The organism is Enterococcus sp. 10F3_DIV0382, from assembly GCF_002140245.1.
Classification (GTDB): domain Bacteria; phylum Bacillota; class Bacilli; order Lactobacillales; family Enterococcaceae; genus Enterococcus_B; species Enterococcus_B lactis.
In genome coordinates, this window is record NZ_NGMF01000001.1 from 148,675 (window position 1) to 151,487 (window position 2,813).

Consider the following 2,813-nt stretch of genomic DNA (forward strand, 5'->3'; position numbering starts at 1 on the left):
CACTACTTTGTACATTTTCTCGTACATCTACTGTTCGATTTCCATTTTGACTACTTGTAGTATTGTGTAAGTTTTCTCGAACATCTACTGAGCGCCTATCTTGACTACTTGTAGAATTTTGTAGATTTTCTTTGACTGATTTTTCTAATCCGGTATTTGAATTTTTAGCTTCTTGGATTCTTTCTTTAGTCAACGCTTCTTTTTCGTCCATATTAGCGCCTGTACGCCCTTCTACACGTTTCCTTATTTCCTCACGATTCATTGCTTCAGGCGTGTATTTTGCTTCCTGTCGCTTCTGATTAATTAATTCTTCAGCAGACTTAGCTTGACCGTGCATAGCATTTTTACGTTCTTCAATATCTTGTTTAACTTTTTGCTGAATTGCACTTGCAGGATTAATATTTGATTCAGCATTATTTTTCATTGCTTCACGCATACGTTCAGAACTAGACATAATTCTATCAGCGTTTTCAACTTTAGCGCCATCTTTTCTATCCGAAAGACGTGTTGGCATAGAATCAGTATATTTTCCAGTTTCATCTTCTTTATTTTTAGCTACTATAGGTTTGCTATTTTTATTAATAGCGGACACGGTACCATCATCTAAACCTTCTTTGAATTTATTCTTGGTATCATTAGCTATATCACGCATACTCTTAAATGGTTTTGTTGCTCTTTCACTAGCCATTGTAGCTCCATCCGAAGCTAAGCCTGATAGTCCTCGTTCACGAGCATACCCAAGCGTTTTCCCCCTTTTATTAGCTTTTTGAGAAAGTGATTGACCAAAGTTGCGTTCTGGTTTTCGTTCTTCTCCTTCCGCTTGATCGTTTCCACCACTATTTTTCCCACCTTTAGATCGGTTCATACCACCTGTTCCTTTACGAAACAGCATAGCTCCCATACCAAATGCTGAAGCAAGCTGGCCATAGCCTTCTTTTAAACCAATATCCACGCCAAAGTAACGCATGACTGTTCCACTACCCTTTATTAGAACGAACACGGCACAGATATAAGCAATTGTTTTTATAAAAATATTCGTTGAGATACCTTCACCAGCGTTTAGATAATTAACAAACATTGCAAACATAGACAATCCGAACCCTTGAAATCCGACTGTCAAATAACACTGTAAAATATCTGACAAAACTTGTTTTGATCGTTGACCTGTCTCTAAGTCAGTAGCAAATACCAAAACTCCAAGTACGCGTTTAAACGCTAGCTCGAGTATTGCTGTAATTATAATGAAAGCACTAAAAACATACGCTACCGCTAAAGCAATCAATCCAAAAGAAATCCCCCATAGATTTGCTTGATAGCGATAATATCCTGATTTAATGCCCTCAACAAAGGTCGACAGAAAATTATCCGAAAATTTGGTAGCAACAAATCCATTATCAGAATTTTCAACTAATTCATAACGCAGATTATCAGCTATTGGGTTCTCTTTTTCCATTTTGTCGAGTACATTATCTGTCAATACTTGCGTAAGATCCGTTTTCCAAAAATTTTCTTTTGTTAGATTGTTCCGGTCATTCGTTTTATCGATCATGGAATATTGATCCGTTTTATTGATATAAGCTAAATCAGTAACCCCTTGTTCAATCAGCGACCACGCCACGCCTTCGTCCGAATTTGTAATCGTAGTCGTATCATTATAAAATGTTTTAGAAAACTCTATTCCGCTGTGAATCAACGTTGGCATTAAAAGAATCAATGAAATTGACATTACAACATTCATTCCAACAGATTTTAGATCAACCGTTCCCTTACCTGTAATCATTTTATAACCAATAATCACTAGTGAAAGTATCATTAAGCCAACAACAATGGTACTTAAAACAGCTTGATAGACTTTGTTCAATCCGGTACTTTCTACAAAGCTAAACAAATCTAAAACTTCGGGAATCATATTTTGAATGCCATCGACAACAGCGAACATTGATTTTATAACAGACCAGCCTATCCACATACCGAACTGGCTGTAAAAATTTCCGTTGTATTTTTTCAAATAATTCTGGTAAAGCGGATTAGTTAAAAACTCAGTTTGACTCTCAGTATCATCAAACCAATTGAAAATACTGCCTTCTGCAATGTTACTCGTAAAAAGAATCACAGCTATTAGAACAAGAAAAATAACCGGCAACCAATTTGTTTTTCTATTAGCAATCTTTTTTTTAATTATTTTCATTGTTATCTCCCTCAGCCCATTTTCTTAGGCTCTCAGAGAGTTTCTGAGCTATTTTTCTGTCAATTATGATATGAGTTACGTAATCATCATTAACAGCTTTTAAATCGAGAACAATAGTATTTGAGCAGATACTCTCGGTTAACTCAAGAGTATCTGCGTTATGATCAAGACAGTGAATCTTATCTACTAGATGATTTTCAATCATTTTAAATTCCCTCTTTTTTTTGTAGCTTGATTAGTTCTAACGCTTTATTTTTTAGAGAAGTAAAGATATAATTATTTTTTTGTTTGATACGATGATCTGTTTTTGCTCTTCGTATCAAGTCACGTAAAGTCATTGCTAGCTGTTCTCTAACATGATCTACAAAATAACTATTATTACAAATTTCATAGATAATTTTCAGTTGAACTTTTTGTTCTTTTTCAGCAGATTTAATTGCATAATTGAATTTTTTGTACCAGTTGTCGAATTGACGATAATCACTATTGCTAGCCAGTTTTAAGCAATTCACAATACTTTCTCCCCATATTTGTTTAAGAAGATTTTCTTCAATAAATGTTTCGATCAATTCTTCATCTAATTTATTATTTTTAGTTGAAAGTGATTCAAGAAGATCATCATTAT

General features: G+C 34.4%; 2 protein-coding genes and 1 pseudogene. All 3 read right to left on the bottom strand.

Translation table 11 applies throughout. The annotated features are described in order from the left end of the window. Nucleotides 1–2,188, bottom strand: a 2,188-nt coding sequence (locus A5849_RS00735) for a pLS20_p028 family conjugation system transmembrane protein (RefSeq protein WP_086309895.1), incomplete at its 3' end; no start/stop codon positions are given. Further along, nucleotides 2,175–2,393 (bottom strand): hypothetical protein, encoded by a 219-nt coding sequence (locus A5849_RS00740; protein WP_086309896.1) that lies wholly within the window; start codon nucleotides 2,391–2,393, stop codon nucleotides 2,175–2,177. The genes A5849_RS00740 and A5849_RS00735, both read right to left, overlap by 14 nt. 1 nt (nucleotide 2,394) lies before the next feature. Further along, nucleotides 2,395–2,813, bottom strand: a pseudogene (locus A5849_RS00745) (replication initiator protein A); the annotation flags it as partial.

What these genes read in the sequence shown, in the direction of transcription:
- A5849_RS00740 (WP_086309896.1), bottom strand. Translation starts at nt 2,393, where the DNA reads ATGATTGAAAATCATCTAGTAGATAAGATTCACTGTCTTGATCATAAC.